Raw genomic sequence first — 14,866 nt, 5'->3', positions numbered from 1 at the left:
GAAATGGCCGCCGCATCCACGGGCTTCATCGGCCTGCGGATGGGTCTGTGCTCAGATGTATAAGCCTGTATATACAATATGCGCAGACACCGATTTCCCGGACCGGGGATTACCCGGAGGCGGGAAGGAACGGGAATGGGGGAGCTGCCGAGAGAGACGACGGGAGTGCTGCCGCGGGCCCGGGCTCAGCCCAGGCCGCCCGTGTGCATGCGGCCTGCGTGGTACAGCAGCGGCGTGTGGCCGGCCTGGTGGCTGCACTGCTCGACCTCGCCGATGAAGATCACATGGTCGCCCTCTTCATGGCGATGGCGGTTGCGGCACTCGAAGACGGTGGTGGCTTCGGTCAGCAGCGGCACGCCCTGGGCCGAGCTGCGCCAGGCGGTGTTGGCGAAGCGGTCCACGCCCTTGCGCGCGAACAGCTCGGCCAGGGGCTTTTGCGAGGCCGACAGCACATGGATGGCGTAGTGCGAGCAATGCTGGAACACGGGCAGCGAGGCCGCCGACAGCGCCATGCTCCACAGCACCAGCGGCGGTGTGAGCGAGACCGAGTTGAACGAGCTCACGGTGACGCCCACCGGATGGCCCTGCGGGCTGCGCGCGGTGACGATGGTCACGCCCGTGGCGAACTGGCCCAGCGCGTCGCGGAACTCGCGCGACGAGAACGGGGCCTGAGGGGCCAGGTTGGCCATGGCGGCAGGAGGCAGGGCGGAATTCACGGGTGCAAGAACCAGGCGGCAGCAAGGCGGCAGCAGGGCTGCCGCGTTTGGGACGGGCGCCCGTAGCCGGGCAGCAACCGTGCATTATGGGTGCGGATGCCGGCAGATGCGGCCGATGGGGATTTGGCCAGGGAGGTCTTTGCCTTGCGTGCGCCGTGCCGGCTCACAGCGCCATGCGCATCTGGGCGGGCGCGGCGTTCTCCTGCAGCCAGCCTGACATGCGGGCGCGCGCGCAGCGCTGCAGCCGCATCAGCAGTGCATGCTCGGGCCAGGCCAGCGCATAGCGCCGGCACAGGTCCTGCTGCATGCGCGCCAGCAGGGCGGCGGCCATTTCGGCATCGGCCAGCGCCCGGTGGGCACGCTCGGCCACGGGCAGGCCCAGGTGGGCGGTGAGCCGGCTCAGGCTGTGGCTGGGCGCCTCCGGGTAGATGCGGCGCGACAGCAGCACGGTGCAGGCAAAGGGCTGGGGCGCGGCCTCGCCGGCCAGGGCCAGTTCGGACTGCCAGAACTTGCTGTCGAAGGCCGCGTTGTGCGCCACCATGGGCGCGCTGCCCACGAAGCGGGCGGCATCGCGCATCACGTCCTCGGCGGGCGGCGCGGCTGCGACCATGGCATTGGTGATGCCGGTCAGCCGCGTGATGAAGGGCGGTATCCAGGCGCCCGTGCGCATCAGGCTCTGGAAACGGTCCACGACCTGGCCGCCCTCGATCAGCACGATGGCGACCTCGGTGGCACGCGCGCCCTGGGCAGGCGCCATGCCCGTGGTTTCAAAATCGATGACGGCAATCGGCTGCGGCATGGGGCGATTGTGCCCGGCAGTGCCCGACCGGCGTGCCGGGGCGGCTATTCCTCGGCCTGGCTGCCGTCGGCCGCGCCCAGGCGCTGCACGACCTGGTCGAGCAGGGCGTAGAGCTGCTCGATCTCTTCATGGCCCACCAGGCGCTCGATCTCGGCATAGGTCTCGGAGGAATGCGGCGCGATCTCGGCCACGATGGCGTGGCCGGCCGCCGTGAGCTCGAACTCGGCGCCGCGCATGTCGCTGGCGTGGCGCGACCGCTCCACCAGCTGCCGGCCTTCCAGCGTCTTGAGCAGGCGCGAGAGGCTGGGCATGCTGATGTAGGTGGCCTGCGACAGCTCCATGGGCCGCAGCCTGTGCGTGACCGCCGCCATGGCGCGCAGCACGCGCCACTGCTGTTCGGTCAGGCCATGGGCGCGCAGCATGGGCCGAAAGCGCACCATGACCGATTCGCGGGCGCGCAGCAGCGCCATGGGCAGGGAGCGCGAGAAGGCGCGCAGCGGCTCGGGGGCAAAAGAGGTCGTGGTCTGGGGCATGTTCGGCAGCATCTGTCGGCTGGATTCTATGCAGCCGCCGCTCCCTCCCCGGAGCGGCGTTGCGCGCGCCTTGTCAGGCCGGGGCCTCAATAGGTCTGGCTTTTCGGCGCGGGGGCCGCTGCCTGCTTGAAGCGCGCAGCCAGCGCGCTGGTGGCCTGCACCAGCACGCTGGTGTCCAGGCCCACGGCCGTGAAGGTGCAGCCCAGCTCCAGGTACTTGCGCGCCAGGGCCTCGTTGGGCGTGAGGATGCCGGGCGCCTTGCCGGCGCGGCGTATGCGCGCGATGGCGTCGGCAATCGCCTCCTGCACCTCGGGATGGCCGGGGTTGCCGATGTGGCCCATGGAGGCCGACAGGTCGGCCGGGCCGATGAAGACGCCGTCCACGCCCTCGGTGGCGGCAATGGCGTCCAGGTGGGCCAGCGCCTGGCGCGTCTCCACCTGCACCAGCACGCAGACCTGGGCGTTGGCTTCATGGGCGTAGTTGGCGCGCCGGCCCCAGGCCGAGGCGCGTGCGCCGCCCATGCCGCGGATGCCGCCCTGGCCGTCGGCCTGCGGATAGCGCGCGGCGCGCACGATGCGTGCGGCCTGCTCGGCCGTGTCCACCATGGGCACGAGCAGGGTCTGCACGCCGATGTCCAGGTACTGCTTGATCAGCATCTCGCCGACCTCGCCGTGTCCCATGGGCACGCGGGCAATGGCATGGCTGTCGGGATAGGCCGCGATGGCCTGCAGCTGCGCCAGCAGGGTGCGCGTGTCGTTGGGCGAATGCTCGCCGTCGATCAGGAGCCAGTCGAAGCCGGCGCCCGCGCAGATTTCCGCCGAATAGGCGTCGGCCAGGCCCAGCCACAGGCCGATCTGGGGTTGGTCGGCCGCAATGGCGGCCTTGAAGCGGTTCACAGGTGTCTGCATGGTGTGATTGTCCGGGCCTCAGTGGCCCATGCACAGGTACTTGGTGCTCAGGTATTCCTCTATGCCGGCGGCGCCGCCCTCGCGGCCCATGCCCGACTGCTTGACGCCGCCAAACGGCGCCACGGCCGTGCTGATGATGCCGCTGTTGATGCCCACCATGCCGTACTCCAGCGCCTCGCCCACGCGCCACACGCGGCCCACGTCGCGGGCGTAGAAGTAGGCAGCCAGGCCGTACTCGGTGTCGTTGGCCATGCGGATGGCCTCTTCCTCGGTCCTGAAGCGGAACACGGGCGCCACGGGGCCGAAGACCTCTTCCCTGGCAATGCGCATGCGGTCCGTGGCGTTGGCCAGGATGGTGGGCTCGTAGAAGGTGCCGCCCAGCGCATGGCGCTTGCCGCCCAGCACGACCTCGGCGCCGTTCTTCACGGCATCGGCCACCAGCTCCTCGACCTTGTCCACGGCGGCCTGGTCGATCAGCGGGCCCTGGCCCACGCCGGCCTCCAGCCCGTTGCCCACCTTGAGGGCCTGCACGGCGACCTTGAGCCTGGCCATGAAGGCGTCGTACACGCCGTCCTGCACCAGCAGGCGGTTGGCGCACACGCAGGTCTGGCCGGTGTTGCGGTACTTGGAGGCCATGGCGCCTTCCACGGCGGCATCGAGGTCCGCGTCATCGAAGACGATGAAGGGCGCGTTGCCGCCCAGCTCCAGCGACATCTTCTTGAGCGTGGGCGCGCATTGCTCGGCCAGCACGCGGCCCACTTCGGTGGAGCCCGTGAAGGTCAGCTTGCGCACGGCCATGCTGGCCGTGAGCACGCCGCCGATGGCGCGCGAGGAGCCCGTGATCACGCTGAACACGCCCTCGGGAATGCCGGCGCGCTGGGCCAGCTCGGCCATGGCCAGGGCCGACAGCGGTGTCTGCTGCGCGGGCTTGACGATGATGGTGCAGCCCGCCGCCAGGGCGGGCGCGACCTTGCGCGTGATCATGGCGGCCGGGAAGTTCCAGGGCGTGATCGCGGCGCAGACCCCCACGGGCTCCTTGGTCACGATGATGCGCTTGTCGGCCCAGGGCGCCGGCACGGTGGAGCCGTAGATGCGGCGGGCTTCCTCGGCAAACCACTGCACGTAGGAGGCCGCGTAGGCGATCTCGCCGCGCGACTCGGCCAGGGGCTTGCCCTGCTCGCTGGTCATGATCAGGGCCAGGTCCTCCTGGTTCTCCATCATCAGCTCGAACCAGCGATGCAGCAGGCGTGCGCGGGCCTCGGCGGTCTGCTGCTTCCAAAGGGCGAAGGCGCGCTCGGCGGCGGCGATGGCGCGCTGCGTCTCGGCCTCGCCCATGCGGGGCACATGGCCCACGGCTTCGCCCGTGGCGGGGTTGTGGACGTCGATGCGGCTGCCATCGTCGGCGGCCAGCCATTGGCCGTCGATCAGGCAGAGGTTCTTGAGCAGGCTGGGGTCACGCAGGGCAAGGGGCATGGGAAATCTCCTGGAAGTACGGTGCAGGCGCCTGGACGAAGGCGCTCAGACAAAACGGAACTGCAGCCGGCCCAGCGGGCCGTAGTCGGCATCGAACAGGTCGCCAGGCTTGGCGGCCACGGGGCGCGTGAACGAGCCGGCCAGCACGGTCTGGCCGGCCTCCAGGGCCTCGCCCCAGGGCGAGAGCTTGTTGGCCAGCCAGGCTACGCCGATGGCGGGATGGCCCTGCACGCCGGCAGCCAGGCCGGTCTCCTCGACCACGCCGTTGCAGCGCAGTATGGCGCCGCACCAGGGCAGGTCTATCACCTGGGGGTCAGCGCGGCCGGCGCCGGTGACGATGCCCGCATTGGCCGCGTTGTCGCTGATGGTGTCGTAGACCTTGCGCATGGCCTTGGTGTGGCGGTCGAACTGCTCGATGCGCGCGTCGATGATCTCGATGGCCGGCGTCACGTGGTCGGTGGCGTCCAGCACGTCCTGCAGCGTGATCTCCTTGCCGCCGGGCAGGCCCGGGCCGCGCAGCGGCGCCTTGAGCACGAAGGCCAGCTCCACCTCCACGCGCGGCGCGATGAAGTGGGCTGCCGGGATGTCCAGCACCTGGCCCGGCGTGCAGCGGTAGAGCATGCTGTCGAGCAGGGTGCCGTAGTCGGGCTCGTCGATCTGGCTCGATATCTGCATGGCGCGCGAGGTCAGGCCGATCTTGTGGCCGATCACCTTGCGCCCCGCCGCGATCTGCAGGCGCACCCATTCGCGCGAGACGCGGTAGCCATCCTCCACGGTCATGCCGGGAAAGCGCTTGGAGAAATGCTCGACCTGCACGCGCGTCTTCTCGCTGCGGTCCAGCTCCTGGGCCAGTTGGGTCAACAGTTCTTGGGAAAACATTTCAAGGCCTGGAAAAGAGAGGGTGGAGGGTGCTGTGCTTGCCGTCGTAGACCTGGCCCGGGCTTTCATCGACCTGCACGGTCAGGCCCAGGTGGAGCTGCGCGAACAGCGGCTGCAGATGGCGGCGCGCGCAGGCCAGCAGGGCGTCGCCCGCTTGCTGCTGCACGGCGGCCGTGCGGCCCCGGCCCATGCGCAGGTTGATGTAGATGAAGCCGTAGTCGCCATCGCCGCCCGCTGCGCGGCCCGCAGCCCCGCCATCGGCCACGGCGCTGTGCGGCGCGGGGTAGGCCAGCACGCGCGTGCCGCCCGTGGGAAAGACCTGGGCGCCGTCTTCGGCGCGCACGGTGAGCATGGTGTCGGCCAGGGCGCGGCACAGCTGCGTCATGTCGGTGTGCGCGTCCAGGCTGGCCGTGTAGAGGATGACCACGTGCGGCATTCAGGCCACCTCCATGGTGGCGGCCGTGCAGCTCACGGCGAAGATGGGAATGGGCTGGCAGTACAGCACCTGGCCCGCGCCGCGCGCGGCGGCGGCCACGGCGATGAAGCTGCGGATCTCGAAGCCGCCCTGGCCGCCGTCGCGGTAGGTCTCGGCGTCGGTGTACGACAGCAGCGCGTCCCGGTCGTTGCGGCACCAGCGGTCCATGAACTGCTGGTCCCATTCCCAGTTGACCTTGCCCGAGTCGGGCGTGGCCGGCCAGTGCGAGATGCCGCCCGTGCCCACGATGGCGATGCGCTCGGGCGCCTTGTCGCAGGCGCGGCGCAGGGCCTCGCCAAAGGCCCAGGCGCGGTGCAGCGGCGTCAGCGGCGGGCCCTGGCAGTTGATGTTGACGGGGATGATGTCCTTGTCATAGGCCGGCGTCAGAAAGTGCAGCGGCACCATGATGCCGTGGTCGAACTTCCACTCCTCGGCAAAGGCCACGTCCACGGTCTGCATGACCTCGGTGATCAGGCGCCGCGACAGCTCGGCATTGCCGGGAATGCGGTGGCGCTCTATGCCCAGCCAGGCCGGGTCCTCGATGGGCCCTTCGTAGTGGTCCGCCATGCCGATGGCATAGGCCGGCATGTTGTTCATGAAGAAGTTGGCGAAGTGCTCGGCCGCGATGACGATCAGCGCATCGGGCCGCGCCGCCTCCAGCCGTGCGCCCATGTCGCGGAAGGCGGCATGGAAGGCATCCTTGGTGGCCGGATCGGCCAGGTGTGCGCGGCCCGTGATGCCGGGCGCATGGCTGCAAACGCCTGCAAATACCAGACTCATCTCAAACTCCTGCGATCTTTTCGTTGGTGGCTGTCGTCATCGCGTAGACGCCCGCGCGCACCGGTCCGTGCTTTTGCACGCCATCGCGCATGGCTTGCAGGTAGTCGGCCCAGGGCATGCCCAGCAGCGGCGCGAAGTGCATCAGCAGCTGGCCGTTGCAGCCCAGCACGTAGAGCTTGCCGATGTCGCCATGGAACATGGCTTCGTACTCCTCGGGCTCCAGCGCGTACTCGGCCAGCAGCGCGGCGCGGTCCTCGGCGAAGCGCCGCTGCACCTCGGGCTCGCGGTTGAGCTGGAACAGGAATTTCTGCATGGTGTACAGGCTCATGGCGGCTCCCGGTGTCGGCCTCAGCCCAGCGTGATGTTGGCGCGGCGGATGATGGCTTCGTACTTGGCGATTTCGCTGGTGACGAAGGCTGCGAACTGCTGCGCCGTGCCGGCCTGCGAGACGATGCCGCCGCGCGCGAAGGCGTCCACCACGGCGGGCTCGGCCAGGGCCTTGACCACGGCGGCATTGATGCGCTGCACCAGCGCATCGGGCGTGGCGCCCGGTGCCAGCAGACCCTGCCAGGAGTTGGATTCCAGCGCCACGCCCTGCTCGGCCAGCGTGGGCACCTGGGGAGCGAACTGCGAGCGCTGGCGCGTGGCCATGCCCAGTGCCACCAGCTTGCCGCTTTGCACATGGCCACGGAACTCGGGCCAGTTGCCGAACATCACGTCCACCTGGCCGCCCAGCAGGTCGGCCAGCGCCGGGCCCTGGCCCTTGTAGGGGATGTGGACCATCTCGATGCCCATCTCCTGGCACAGCAGCGCGCCCGACAGATGGGCCGAGGTGCCGTTGCCGAACGAGGCATAGCTGAGCTCGCCGGGCCTGGCCTTGGCGCGGCTGCGCAGGTCGGCCAGCGTCTTCAGGCCGCTGCCCGGGTGGGTGGCCAGCACATGCTCGGACAGGCCCATCAGCGCCACGGGCTTGAGGTCGCGCGTGGTGTCGTAGGGCAGGTTCTTCACCAGCGTCTTGTTGGCCGTGAAGCTGTTGGCCACGCACACCAGGGTGTAGCCGTCGGCCGGCTGCTTGGACACATAGTCCACGCCGATCACCGTGCCCGCGCCGGGCTTGTTCTCCACGATCACAGGCTGGCCCAGGGACTTGCCCAGCTCGGTGCCCACCAGGCGCGCCACCAAGTCGGTGGTGCCGCCCGGCGTGAAGGGCACGATGATGCGCAGCGGCTTTGCGGGCCAGGTGCCGGCCGGGCTACCGGGCTGGGCCTGGGAAAGGCCCGGGAGCATCAGCGCTGCGGCCGTGGTGGCTGCGGTGGATTGCAGGAAATGGCGGCGTTGCATGTCTTGTCTCCTCGGTTCTCTTTGTCGTTGTCGCTGGTCGCCCGTTCAGACGCCCCAGTGCGGAATATGGTGCGAGCCCAGCGACACGGCCACGTTCTTGGGCTCGCAGAAGACCTCGTAGCTCCAGCTGCCGCCCTCGCGGCCCGTGCCCGAGGCCTTGGTGCCGCCGAAGGGCTGGCGCAGGTCGCGCACGTTCTGGCTGTTGACGAAGCACATGCCGGCCTCGATGGCGGCGGCCACGCGGTGGGCGCGGCCCACGCTCTCGGTCCAGACGTAGCTGGACAGGCCGTACTGGATATCGTTGGCCAGGCGCACGGCTTCGGCCTCGTCGCTGAAGGGGATGATGCAGGCCACGGGGCCGAAGATCTCGTCCTGGGCGATCTGCATGCGGTTGTCCACGTCGGCAAACACCGTGGGCAGCACGTAGTTGCCCTTGCGCACGCGCTCGGGCAGCACGGGCGCATCCAGGCCGCCGCACAGCATGCTGGCGCCTTCCTTCTGGCCCAGCTCGATGTAGTGGCGCACCTTGGCCAGGTGGCTGGCGCTGATCATGGGGCCGACGATGGTGGATTCGTCCAGCGGGTCGCCCACGGTGATCTTCCTGGCGCGCTCCACGAAGCGGTCCACGAACTTCGCGTAGATGCCCTTTTGCACCAGGATGCGGCTGCCGGCCGTGCAGCGCTCGCCGTTGTTGGAGAAGATCATGAACACGGCCGCATCCAGCGCGCGCTCGAAGTCGGCGTCGTCAAAGATCACGAAGGGGCTCTTGCCGCCCAGCTCCATGCTGAACTTCTTGAGGCCGGCGGCCTGCACGATGCGGTTGCCGGTCTGGGTCGAGCCCGTGAACGAGACGGCGCGCACATCGCGGTGGCGCACCAGGGGCTCGCCCGCGTCCTTGCCGTAGCCGTGCACCAGGTTGAGCACGCCGGGCGGAATGCCGGCCTCCAGCGCCAGCTCGCCCAGGCGCGCGGCTGTCATGGGCGACAGCTCGCTCATCTTGAGCACGGCCGTGTTGCCGAAGGCCAGGCAGGGCGCCACCTTCCAGGTGGCCGTCATGAAGGGCACGTTCCAGGGCGAGATCAGCGCGCACACGCCCACGGGGTGGAACAGGGTGTAGTTCAGGTGCGTGGGCGTGGGATAGGTGTGGCCGTCCACGCGCGTGCACATCTCGGCAAAGTAGTAGAAGTTGTCGGCCGCGCGCGGCACCAGCTGCTTGCCCGTCTGGGCGATGACCTGGCCGCAGTCGTTGGTCTCGGTCTGCGCGATCTCGGGCACATGGCGGGCGATCAGGTCGCCCAGCTTGCGCACGATCTTGGCGCGTTCGGTGGCGGGCGTGTTGGCCCATTTCGGGAAGGCGTTCTTCGCGGCGGCGACGGCGGCCTGCACCTCGGCCTCGCCGCCTGCGGCAACCTCGGCCAGCACCTCCTGGGTGGCGGGGTTGACGGTCTCGAAATAGTCCTTGCCGGCGACGGCCTTGCCGTCGATCAGGTGGTCAATGCGCATGGGGATTCCTTGGCGTGTGCGGTGGGTTCAGGAGGCGGCCGGCGCGTCGCCGACGATGGTGTTGACCAGGCGGCCCAGGCCTTCGATCTCGGTGACGATCTCGTCGCCCACGCGGGAGTCGGCCACGCCGTCGGGCGTGCCGGTGAGGATGAGATCGCCGGGGCTCAGCGTCATGAAGCCCGACAGGTGGGCGATCAGCGAGGGGATGTCATGCACCATGTCGCGCGTGCTGCCGTCCTGCTTGAGCTCGCCGTTGACCCAGCTGCGCAGGCGCAGGTTCATGGGGTCGGGCACATCGGCTGCATCGACGAACCACGGGCCCACGGGCGTGGCGCCGTCGCGGTTCTTCACGCGCAGGTTGGGCCGGTAGAAGTTCTCCAGGTAGTCGCGTATGGCGTAGTCGTTGGCCGTGCAGTAGCCGGCGACCACGCCGTAGGCGTCTTCGCGGCGCACGTTGCGGCAGGTCTTGCCTATGACCACGCCCAGCTCGCACTCGAAGTGCATGTAGGTCACGTCGGCGGGCCGGTACGTGCGGCCGTGGTGGCCGTTCAGCGTGTTCGGGCCCTTGAGGAAGACCAGCGGTTCCTCGGGCGCCTTGTTGAAGGCGATTTCCTTGGCATGGTCCGCATAGTTCAGGCCCAGCGCAAAGACCGTGCCGAACTGCAGCGGCGGCAGCCACTGCACGGCGGTCTCCGCCACCAGGCGGCCATCGGGCAACTGCACCTGTCCGTGCGGGCCTTCGGTGACCTGCAGGGTCTGTCCTTCGAGGATGACGCGTCCGTGCTTCATGCTGCTGCTCCCTGTTCTGCCACCACCAAATGCGTGAGCCGGCCCAGGCCGGGCACCTCGATGACCACGCGGTCCCCGGGCCGCGCCAGCGGCGCGCCCTCGCCCGGGCCCAGCAGCAGCACGTCGCCGGGCGACAGCGTCATGAATTCGGTCACGTCGGCCAGCAGCCTTGCGGGCGGGCGCACCAGGTCGGCAAAGCCGCGCTGCCAGACCTGTTCACCATTGATGGACACCGTGAGCGTGGCCGCCTGTGCGTCAAAGCCTGTGCCGCGAACGAGGGCGCCCAGCGGGCAGAAACCGTCGCGGCAGCGCTGGCGGATGGCGGGGCGGTAGTAGTTCTCGTGCGGCAGCGTGAGGTCGCTGGCGATCAGCCAGCCGGCCACATGGTCCAGGGCCGTTGCTTCGCTGACGCGCGTGGCGCTGCGGCCGATCACCAGGCCGATGCTGGCATCGACGCGGACCTCGCCGGGATCGGCCGGCACGGCCACCGCAGCGCCATCGCGCGCCCAGGTATTGCGCGGCTTGAGATAGAGCACGGGGGCGCGCGGAGCGGCCTTGTAGGGCGCGCTGTCGAACTGCGGCGACAGGCGCTGCACGGTGGCCTGCTGGTTGAGCAGCGTGCCGTAGACCGTGCCCAGCGCAAGGCCGTCATCCAGGAGAAAGGGCTGAATCTGCATGGTGTGGATTTAGTTAACGTGGTAATTATTGTTTTTGCAACAAGCCCCGTCAACACGGTGGATTCAGGGTTTTCCCAGGCCGCAGCAAAAAGCCCCTGCGCGGCGAACCGTGCAGGGGCTTGAAGGGGCACCGGGCGCTGCCGGTGCTGGCGGGGCTGGCCGGTGCTGGCGTCAGCCGCGGCGGCGGCGCAGTGCGGCCAGGCCGCCCAGGGCCAGCGCCAGCAGCGCCTGGGCCAGCGCGGACAGGCCGGGCACGGGGGTGGCCGTGGCGCCGGGCGGCAGGGCCGCAGGCGCGGCCACCGCCACGGGGTCCACGATGACGCCGTTGACGATCAGGTCGCTGTCGCCCGTCTGCCCGTCGGTGATGTCGAAGCTCACCGAGCGGCGGTCGGGTGCGAAGCGGTAGGCCGACGCGGCCAGCTCATACCAGTGCGCCGTGGGCGTGGCGGCCGTGGGGCCGTACTTCCAGAGCGTGGCCTGGGCGGGTGCGGCTTCAGGCAGGTCCATGCGGATGGTGGCCATGGAGCCCGGCGTGCCGCCCATGAGCACGAAGCTCAGGCTGCCATAGGGCAGGCGCAGGCCGCCCGGCAGCGGGCTTTGCGAGGGCGCAGGCTGAAAGCCTGCCGAGTTCGAGGCGAACTGCCACTGGTCTGCACCCACATTGCCCGTGCCGTTGCTGACGCCCGCCGTGTTGCTGCCCGTGCCGATCTGCGTGCCGATGGGCACGGGCTTGCTCAGCGCCAGCACAGCCGGCGCGCTGGCCGTGCCCGAGGCCGGCAGGTTGACCGCATGCACGCGGTAGCTCACGGCGGGGTCCAGGCCGGTGAAGGACAGCGTGGCGGCCGTGTTGGCCGCGGTGCTGACCGTGTTGCTGGCAGGGGCCGGCAGGCCGGCGGCATCCAGGCCGGCCATGACCTGTTCCCAGCTGGGGACGGGCGCATTGGCGGGCAGGGCCACGGCGCGCAGGCTGCCGCCCATGCTGGGCATGGCCTGGACCACGGCCGATGACTGGTCCACGGCCTGGGCGGACAGGGCCACGGTGGACAGCGCCGGCACCGCCAGGCTGTCCAGGCGCGCCTTTTTCCAGGCTGCATGGGGCAGGTCCTTGGCCACGGTGCCATCGCCGTAGAAATCGGCATCGCCGCAGTCGCTGAGGATGTCCACGCTGCCGCCCGCGTCCAGGCTGGCGGGCATGGCGCCTATGCCTTCGGCCGAGCAGGCGGTGTGGGGCGCGGTGATGGCGGCCAGGTCGGCAGCGCGCGGGCGCAGGTTCAGTGCCAGGCCTGCGCTGTTCACGCGGCCGTCCCAGGAATAGAGCTGGAAGTTGCGCGGCGCGGTGCCCGTGGCGCTGGCCGAGGGACCGGCGATGATCAGGTACTCGCCGGCTGCGTTCTTGCGGATTTCGCGGATGCCGCGGCCGCCCAGGTCCAGGCGGATCGGCTGGCCCATGGACGCGCTGCCCTTGCTGCCGCCATCGGCCGCAGGCAGGGCCGCGAAGTTGGTCACGGGCACGATCAGCGCATGCGTGCGGCCCGTGGCGTCGTCGGCCGTGACGGCGGGCGCGCCCGGCGCCGGCACCAGCGGCGCGCGAAAGCCCAGCCATGCGGCGGAGTCGTCGGGGCTGGTGGACATGCCTTCGATGGAAAAACCGCTCATCGTCTCGGCCTCGGGCGCCTTGGTGGCGCCGCCGTCCGAGCTGGCCACCAGGCCCAGGTAGTGGGCGGCAAGGCCGTCATGCGCGGCCGCGTCCCAGCTGCGCAGGTCCTCGCGCAGCCAGCGGTAGTAGCCACTGGCGGTCAGCGCCGTGGAGGCGCCGGAGCCGGTCACATCCATCGCCGCCAGGCGCCAGCGGTCGGTGCGCGACTTGCCGCTCTTGTTGTTGGAGTGCGAGCCCGCCACGTACACGCGGCTGCCCAGGGCAAAGCTGGCCTCGATGTCCATTTCCTCGTCGCTCTTGCAGCTGTCCAGGCCCGTGAGGCCGGGGGCGGTGCAGGCGGCGGCATCGGCCAGGCCCAGGGCGGTCCTGTCCAGCATCAGCGGCTTGATGGGCAGCCCGCCGGCCGGGCCATAGGCCGAGAAGGAGTTGCCGGCCGGCAGCGCATTGCCCGAGGCATCCTGGGCGGGCGCCTCGTCGTCGCCCACCAGCATGGTGGCGGCATCGATGACGATGGCCGTCGATGCGTCCGAGCGCCCGGCCAGCCAGCGCGGGCTGGTGTTGGCCGCGGTGTTGGCCGAGGCCGCGTACTTGATGGTGCGGCTGACGGAGGCGCCGCCCGCGTTGATCAGCGTGACGGTGATGTCGGCATAGCCCACGCCCGTGGGCGTGATCCTGAGCACGGCGTTGCCGGCCTGGTTGGACGCGGCCAGGCCTGCGTCGGCCACCACGGCCTGGTTGCTCGAACGCGCCGTGACCTGTACGCCGCCAGCGCCCCCCGCATCCTGCACCGTGAAGCCGATGCCTGCCGAGGCCAGCGGGTCGTTGGCGTCGCCGACCACGCCGGAAAACGCGGTCAGTTCGGGCAGCGAGGCCGTCGGCGGGGCCGAGGCCATGAAAGGCACGCTCACTGCAGCCGTGCTCCCGCCGAGGCCGTTGACGGCGCGCACGCGCAGCGTATAGCTGCCGGGCTGCAGGCCTTCCAGCGCCTGGCTGTTGCCCAGGGCCACGGCCGTGGAGGCTACCGATGCAAAGCTGTCCTGCGACAGCTCCACCACGTAGTAGGCGGCGCCCGGCACGGCGTCCCAGGCGGCCGTCACGCGGTTGCCGGTTGGGGTGGCCGCCAGGTTGGAGGGGGCGGCGGGCACGGTCGCCGGCACGGTCTCCAGCGGGGCCCAGGCCACGCCATAGAACACGCCGTCCTGCGGCGCGGCGATGGACTCGGCCGTGCCCGACAGCGTGCCGGCGTAGCCGCCGTGATCGAAGGCGCGGTACAGGCGGCCCGTGGTGTCGGTGGCCATCAGCATCACATTGCCGCCGCCGGTATCGAAGGCGGCCAGGCCGTGGACCTTGGACAGGCCGGCAATGGAGCCTGCGGGCTGCCAGCTGGTGCCGTCCATCGAGAGGCGGAATTTCCGGATGGCGCCGGTATCGTTGTCCGCCACGTAGACGGTGTTCGCCAGGGCGGGGCCGCCATCGAGTTGCAGGAAGGCGATGCCGCGGTAGGTGGAGGGCGTCAGGCCCGCCAGGGGCAGGGCCGTCTGGATGCCCGTGGTCGGCAAATTCGTGCCGATCTGGTTGAGCGAGCCGCCGTTGATGGCGGCGATCAACTGGCCGCCGGCGACCGCCAGGCCCTGGACATTGCTGCTGTTCAGTTGGGAGATGCCCGTGCCGTCGGCAGCCACATGCCAGATGCCATTGTTGGCCGTGGCCGTACCCTTGCCGCTGGCCCAGACGGCGCCGCAGTCGCTGCTGGCTGCACCGCGGATGGTGTCCTTGCTGAAGGCCGTGGTGCCGAGCGCGCGCAGGCTTTTCACGTCGGAGTCGAACCCCACCACGGCCACGGCGCGCGGGGCCGCCGCTGCAGTGACGCCGTTGGGCTCGGTGCCGCCGGTGGCCACGGCATAGCCGGGAACCACCAGGCACAGGCCATTGTCCGAGCGGTTGAGCAGGCCTTCCGAGCCCTTGCTGCTGGCCGTCAGCGGCGTCGCTCCGCCTGACAGCGGCAGCGATTGCACCAGGGTGCCGTCCACGCGGTACTCATCCAGGAACACGGGCAGCGCGCCTGTGCCCGTGCCCACGCGGTAGGCCACCAGGTTGCCCGGGGTGAAGGGCGCGGACCATGCAGCGCCACAAAGGGCCAGGCAGGCCGTTGCAATCGCCTTGTGCCGCCAATCCAAAGTACTCGCGCGCATGCTCACCATTCCCCTGTGTGACAAATCGCGCGACTGTAAGAGGCGGCTGTGACAGCCCGGTGACGGCAGGCCCGCAGGATGGTGGGAAGGCACCATGCAAAAAAAGACGGCTCCCTCAGGGGAGCCGTCCTTGCCTCATTGCGC

13 protein-coding genes and 1 pseudogene are annotated in these 14,866 nt (G+C 70.0%); all 14 read right to left on the bottom strand.

Translation table 11 applies throughout. The annotated features are described in order from the left end of the window. Window positions 1–185 precede the first annotated feature (185 nt). Window positions 186–689: a flavin reductase family protein gene (locus tag HFGMBDPB_RS13555; RefSeq protein ID WP_016452255.1), complete on the bottom strand. Its 504-nt coding sequence runs from the start codon at window positions 687–689 to the stop codon at window positions 186–188. Window positions 690–879: 190 nt separating this feature from the next. Next, window positions 880–1,515 carry a 3'-5' exonuclease gene (locus tag HFGMBDPB_RS13550; protein ID WP_074921177.1) on the bottom strand — a complete coding sequence of 212 codons (636 nt, stop codon included), beginning with the start codon at window positions 1,513–1,515 and terminating at the stop codon, window positions 880–882. Window positions 1,516–1,559: 44 nt separating this feature from the next. Continuing rightward, on the bottom strand, window positions 1,560–2,048 hold the full coding sequence (gene hpaR / locus HFGMBDPB_RS13545) for a homoprotocatechuate degradation operon regulator HpaR (protein ID WP_016447335.1): 489 nt from the start codon (window positions 2,046–2,048) through the stop codon (window positions 1,560–1,562). A gap of 86 nt (window positions 2,049–2,134) precedes the next feature. Beyond that, window positions 2,135–2,956, bottom strand: coding sequence for an aldolase/citrate lyase family protein (locus HFGMBDPB_RS13540; RefSeq protein ID WP_012202038.1), 822 nt, complete (start codon window positions 2,954–2,956; stop codon window positions 2,135–2,137). A gap of 18 nt (window positions 2,957–2,974) precedes the next feature. Continuing rightward, window positions 2,975–4,429, bottom strand: a complete 1,455-nt coding sequence (locus HFGMBDPB_RS13535) for an NAD-dependent succinate-semialdehyde dehydrogenase (protein WP_212645576.1) — start codon at window positions 4,427–4,429, stop codon at window positions 2,975–2,977. A 45-nt stretch (window positions 4,430–4,474) separates the two neighbouring features. Then, window positions 4,475–5,308: a 2-oxo-hept-4-ene-1,7-dioate hydratase gene (hpaH, locus tag HFGMBDPB_RS13530; protein ID WP_034365851.1), complete on the bottom strand. Its 834-nt coding sequence runs from the start codon at window positions 5,306–5,308 to the stop codon at window positions 4,475–4,477. Window position 5,309: 1 nt separating this feature from the next. Then, window positions 5,310–5,744, bottom strand: coding sequence for a 5-carboxymethyl-2-hydroxymuconate Delta-isomerase (locus HFGMBDPB_RS13525; protein ID WP_212645575.1), 435 nt, complete (start codon window positions 5,742–5,744; stop codon window positions 5,310–5,312). Next, window positions 5,745–6,563 carry a DODA-type extradiol aromatic ring-opening family dioxygenase gene (locus HFGMBDPB_RS13520; protein WP_016452251.1) on the bottom strand — a complete coding sequence of 273 codons (819 nt, stop codon included), beginning with the start codon at window positions 6,561–6,563 and terminating at the stop codon, window positions 5,745–5,747. 1 nt (window position 6,564) lies between these two features. Beyond that, complete coding sequence (locus tag HFGMBDPB_RS13515; protein ID WP_012202043.1) at window positions 6,565–6,891, bottom strand: aromatic ring-opening dioxygenase subunit LigA; 327 nt, start codon at window positions 6,889–6,891, stop codon at window positions 6,565–6,567. Between the two features lie 20 nt (window positions 6,892–6,911). Further along, window positions 6,912–7,907, bottom strand: a pseudogene (locus HFGMBDPB_RS13510) (tripartite tricarboxylate transporter substrate binding protein); the annotation flags it as partial. 42 nt (window positions 7,908–7,949) lie between these two features. Next, window positions 7,950–9,407, bottom strand: a complete 1,458-nt coding sequence (gene hpaE, locus HFGMBDPB_RS13505; RefSeq protein ID WP_016447341.1) for a 5-carboxymethyl-2-hydroxymuconate semialdehyde dehydrogenase — start codon at window positions 9,405–9,407, stop codon at window positions 7,950–7,952. Window positions 9,408–9,434: 27 nt separating this feature from the next. After that, window positions 9,435–10,196 (bottom strand): fumarylacetoacetate hydrolase family protein, encoded by a 762-nt coding sequence (locus HFGMBDPB_RS13500; RefSeq protein WP_212645574.1) that lies wholly within the window; start codon window positions 10,194–10,196, stop codon window positions 9,435–9,437. Next, the gene (locus HFGMBDPB_RS13495; protein ID WP_212645573.1) at window positions 10,193–10,873 is read right to left on the bottom strand and encodes a fumarylacetoacetate hydrolase family protein; all 681 of its coding nucleotides are present in this window, start codon (window positions 10,871–10,873) and stop codon (window positions 10,193–10,195) included. Before HFGMBDPB_RS13495 ends, HFGMBDPB_RS13500 begins: the two co-directional genes overlap by 4 nt. Window positions 10,874–11,044: 171 nt before the next feature. Then, on the bottom strand, window positions 11,045–14,722 hold the full coding sequence (locus HFGMBDPB_RS13490) for an IPTL-CTERM sorting domain-containing protein (protein ID WP_212645572.1): 3,678 nt from the start codon (window positions 14,720–14,722) through the stop codon (window positions 11,045–11,047). Window positions 14,723–14,866 lie beyond the last annotated feature (144 nt).

This window comes from Delftia sp. PE138 (assembly GCF_018320755.1).
GTDB lineage: Bacteria > Pseudomonadota > Gammaproteobacteria > Burkholderiales > Burkholderiaceae_C > Comamonas > Comamonas tsuruhatensis.
The sequence above is the reverse complement of the archived record's forward strand: the minus strand, read 5'-3'. Positions and strand labels throughout refer to the sequence as shown.